The 4,335-nt window shown below is 66.1% G+C and carries 5 protein-coding genes; 3 read left to right on the forward strand and 2 right to left on the reverse strand.

The window, feature by feature from the left end; translation table 11 throughout:
- The first annotated feature begins 387 nt into the window (after positions 1 to 387).
- The gene (locus QOH60_RS05360) at positions 388 to 1,689 is read left to right on the forward strand and encodes a DUF7159 family protein (RefSeq protein ID WP_526417875.1); all 1,302 of its coding nucleotides are present in this window, start codon (positions 388 to 390) and stop codon (positions 1,687 to 1,689) included.
- A complete protein-coding gene (locus QOH60_RS05365; RefSeq protein WP_526417877.1) occupies positions 1,652 to 1,918 on the forward strand; it encodes a hypothetical protein in 267 nt (88 codons plus the stop codon). Before QOH60_RS05360 ends, QOH60_RS05365 begins: the two co-directional genes overlap by 38 nt.
- A gap of 10 nt (positions 1,919 to 1,928) precedes the next feature.
- Here QOH60_RS05365 and QOH60_RS05370 read toward each other — a convergent pair whose 3' ends face one another.
- Complete coding sequence (locus QOH60_RS05370) at positions 1,929 to 2,384, reverse strand: RDD family protein (protein WP_526417879.1); 456 nt, start codon at positions 2,382 to 2,384, stop codon at positions 1,929 to 1,931.
- Positions 2,381 to 2,884: a hypothetical protein gene (locus QOH60_RS05375; protein ID WP_526417883.1), complete on the reverse strand. Its 504-nt coding sequence runs from the start codon at positions 2,882 to 2,884 to the stop codon at positions 2,381 to 2,383. Before QOH60_RS05375 ends, QOH60_RS05370 begins: the two co-directional genes overlap by 4 nt.
- A gap of 151 nt (positions 2,885 to 3,035) precedes the next feature.
- Here QOH60_RS05375 and QOH60_RS05380 point away from each other — a divergent pair.
- On the forward strand, positions 3,036 to 4,335 hold a 1,300-nt coding region (locus QOH60_RS05380; RefSeq protein WP_526417881.1), incomplete at its 3' end, for a flavin monoamine oxidase family protein.

Below are 4,335 nucleotides of genomic sequence, written 5' to 3' on the forward strand. Positions count from 1 at the left end.
GTCGACAACCACGACAACGCCAACACCACGAACGGCTTTGTGGACCGGCCCTTCTGATAGGACAGCTGTTTCCTGGTTGTGGTGCGCCTTGCGGTGCGCCACAGCCATGTGTGCGGGGTGAGTCAGCCGGCTGTCCCACAAAAGCACTGCCGCGCAACGGAATTCTGCGGACGGCCGCAGCGCTTCTACCGCTATCGGTGGCGGCGGGGCAAGGCCCAACTATCTCTTCGCATCACTTATCAGAGCTGGACTGAGCGAGTAGGGTTTTCTTGGAGGGCAAGCACGAGCCCACGTCAACGGCGATGCGGTGGAACGACGTTCACGGTTTGCGCGGGACGCGCTCGCCGCCGAGAGCCGAATATGCCTAGCAAATGTGTTGGAGGCGTTGTGGAGATCGTACTGGGTGTGTCGATGACACCCACGACGATCCGACTCGCACTCGTTGAGGGCGAAAAGGGCGACGGTGTGATCGTCGACCACGACGCCTTCGACATCGGCGCCGTCGGCGGCTCGGCAACTTCCAGCGCATCCGATGAAGTGATCGCCGCGGTTCTCGGGACTCAGGAGGGCGCGATCGCCGCCGGTCACCATCTCGTATCGACCGGGGTGACATGGACCGACCACACCGAGGCAGCCGTGCTGCGGGAGGCGTTGGTCGCCCGCGGCATCGAAGATGTGCTGCTGGTTTCGGAGTTGCACGCCGCCGCGGCTCTCGCCAAGGCCGTCGGCCGGGCGGTGGGCTACGACAAGACCGCACTGATGTTCATCGAGCGCGATACCGCGACGCTGGCGGTCGTTGATGCGGCCGACGGCTCCGTGGTGAAGGTAGTGAGCCAAAGCTTGCACGGTGCGGACGCCATCCCGGTCGTGGCCGAAATGGTCACCGCTCTAGACACCGCGGATTCAGTGCCCCAGGGCCTGTTCGTCGTTGGCTCCGGGGTGGACGTCACCGCGGTCAAAGGACATTTGACGGATCTCGTCGCGGTGCCGGTCATCGCTCCTGAAGAACCCCAGCTGGCGTTGGCGCGCGGCGCTGCACTGGCGTCGGCGAGCGCGCCTCGTTACGACGCGTCCACCGTCGGCCTGGCCTACTCACAAGATGCCGACGGCACGACGGCCCAGAGCGTGGCCGCTCTCCTAGTCCACGCTGACGCATACCCGGACGTCGTCGACATAGCTTCGGAGCCCGACGACCTGCCGCCCCGCGGCAAGCCGTTCCTACTGGTGGGCAGCTCGCTGACCGCGATCTTCGTCGCGGGAATCATGGCGCTGGTCATCGCGATGGTGATCAATGTCCGGCCGACCGCGAATGAACGCTTGGACGTCATGCCGCTGCGTCCCGGCGCTGCGGCGCCGCCTCCCCCGTTGCAAAGTGCCTCGCCCACCGCTCCCGAGCAGCTGCCGAGGTCGGTCCGTGCCCCCGCTCCGCCGGCACCAACATCTGCGGCCACGGTGACGGCACAGATGAAGGATCTGCCCGCCCCGCCACCGCGCGTGGTGGTGCGCGACGCAGCGCCCGCCCCGGCGGCGCCACCACCCGCGCCGCCGCCGGTCATCCAGTGGCCGGCACCGTGGCTCCCGCCGATTCTTCAGCCACCCCCCTACTACAACCCGCAGCCGTACCCGAGTCCGAGGGGGCCATGGTCTGGCCATGGCGGCTCCCGGCATGGGCACGGCGGGGGTGACTGACGCGTCGCTAGCCGGTCGACTCTTGTTGGCGGCGAGCGCAATTAGCGCGTTCGCCATCACCGGCGCACCCAGTGCCGTTGCTCAACCCGTGGCGACATGCACCAGCGACATCATCGACGGCGTCGAGGTGGACACATGCGTCGGCAACCCCAACGCGAACACCGTCACCGGCGTGCCGGGTGTCAACGTGGGCTTCGAACTCGACTTTGGAATTGGGATCGGGTTTTAACCGTCCGCAGTTACCCGGCCGCCGGCCGCGAGTAGACCACCCGCGTGCGGAACACGATGTCCTGCAACGATCTTCGCTGCCGGTCGATCACGACCCACAGCAAGCCAATCGGGAACAGCACGCAGCCGATCGCACGGAGCAATCCAACGGGCAGGCGTACTCGCTGCGACCGTCGCCCGACGACCCGCAGCCCCATCGTCACCGCACCCGCGGTCGATCCCGAAACCGTCCAGCATCCGGTGAGATACAGCACCGCAACGACAAAGGTGACCAGCGTCGAGAACACGGCGTTCAGCGACGGCAGGCTGAACGCCGCGGGCGAATACACAATCCTCACCAAGATCAGACCGCCGTACAACGCACTCATGATCAGCAGAACCACGACCAGGTCGATGACCGCGGCCATTCCTCGCGTGATGATCCCGGCCCCGCGCTCAGCATCGGGCGCCGACTCGGATGAGGTCACCGGCTATCCCGGTCACGCCCCAGCATGCGGTCGACGATTCCCGCCACGACGTCGTCGGCGCGCTCGCCCTGCGTGCGAACATCGGTCATCACCTCTGCGGTCATCGAATTCGTCGACTCGCGGATGATTGCGGGCAGATCGACGCCCTCGATCACCCTGTCCGCCAACGCGATCAGGTCGACCCGGTTGATCACCGCCTCGATGTCGAGATCGGCGGCCAGAGCATCGATATCCACGCGTTCGCGCACGAGCGCGTTCAGGTCGAGCTCGTCGAGAACCAGGTCCACCAACCTGACCGCGACCGAGGCAACCAGAGCCTTGAACTGGTCGGCGCTCTCGGTCACCCACCGGTCACCTCGCTCGGACAGGCTGGTGACGCCGCGGCGCATCAACGGCCCGAACACCGGCAGTTTCTCGGCCACCCGGTACGCGGCCCCCGCGGCGTCCACCGCGATCGCCGCCGTACCCACGGCGGCCGCTACCACCGGGTTCTTCAGCAGGTCGACGTCGGTCGCCACCACCGCATCGTAGTTCTCGCGTCGCATGAATCTGAGTTATTGACACATGTGGTAATTGCGGTGACGATTAGCTAGCAAATGCGTCCGACGGTCCGGGGCGGCCCGGCTCGACACTTGATTAAGGGGCAAGCTCATGGCCGACGTTGACTATTGCGTGGTAGGTGCCGGATTCGCTGGACTGACGGCCGCTCTGCGGTTGAAACAGGCGGGCCACTCGGTGGCGTTGCTCGAAGCCCGTGATCGCGTCGGCGGTCGCACCTTCACGCAGGTGCGCGATGACGGGACATGGATCGATCGCGGTGGCGCCTGGATCGGGCCGGGCCAGGATGCCATCTACGGACTCATGAACGAATTCGGCGTGCCCAGCTACAAGCAGTACGTCGACGGCGAAGCGATGATGTTCGTCGACGGCAAGAAGTACCGCTACAAGGGCACCATCCCCTTGTCGATGAGCCCATGGGCCGTCGCCAACATCGGCGCGGTCTTCCTCGAACTGACCCAGATGTGCAAGTCGATTCCGGTCGAAGCCCCGTGGGAAGCGCCCAAGGCGCAGAAGTGGGATCAGCTCAGCTGGGCCGCGTGGCTGGACCGCAACACCCTGTCCAAGCCCGCCCACGAACTCCTGGAATCCTCCGTCTCCGGGCTGTACACCTCGGCGGCCTCGGAGGTCTCCCTGCTTTTCGTGCTCTACCAAATGGCGTCGGCCGGCGGGCCGAGCTTCGTGCTGGGCGTTAAGGACGCCGCCGAAGATGCCCGGCCCTTCGGCGGCATGGGTGCCATCCATCGCGCCGTCGCCGCCGAGCTCGGCGACGCGATCCATCTGTCGCAGCCGGTCCGCAGCATCACCCAGTACCCCGACGGCGTCATCGTCCGCTCCGACGACATGGTGGTGCGCGCACGCCGCGTTGTGGTCGCGGTGCCGATCGCGATCGCCAGCCAAATCATCTACGAGCCTATGCTTCCCGTCGACCGATCGTTCTTGCATCAGCGGATGCCGCTCGGCGCCGTCTTCAAGATCGCGATGATCTATGACGAGCCGTTCTGGCGAGCCGACGGCCTGTCGGGCCAGTCGTTCGCGCCGGGGTCGGCGGCGAACCTCACCATCGACTCCTGCACGGACACCGGCACTCCCGGCGTTCTGACTGCGATCACCGAGGGGCCCGAGGCGCGCCGGCTGTGCAAGCTCACTGACGCCGAGCGCAAGAAGGCCGTACTCGACGCGGTCGCCGAAAGGTTTGGCGACAAAGCACTTTCACCTGACGACTACCTCGAGCAGAATTGGGCGACCGAACGCTTCTCCGGCGGCGCAATGATCGCCCACACCCCACCGGGCGTGCTCACCGAGTTCGGCCCCGCCCTGCGCGAACCCTGCGGTCGCATCCACTGGGCCGGAACCGAAACCTCGGCCAAGATGTACGGCTTCATCGACGGCG

It is taken from the genome of Mycobacterium sp., from assembly GCF_032159765.1.
Classification (GTDB): Bacteria; Actinomycetota; Actinomycetes; order Mycobacteriales; family Mycobacteriaceae; genus Mycobacterium.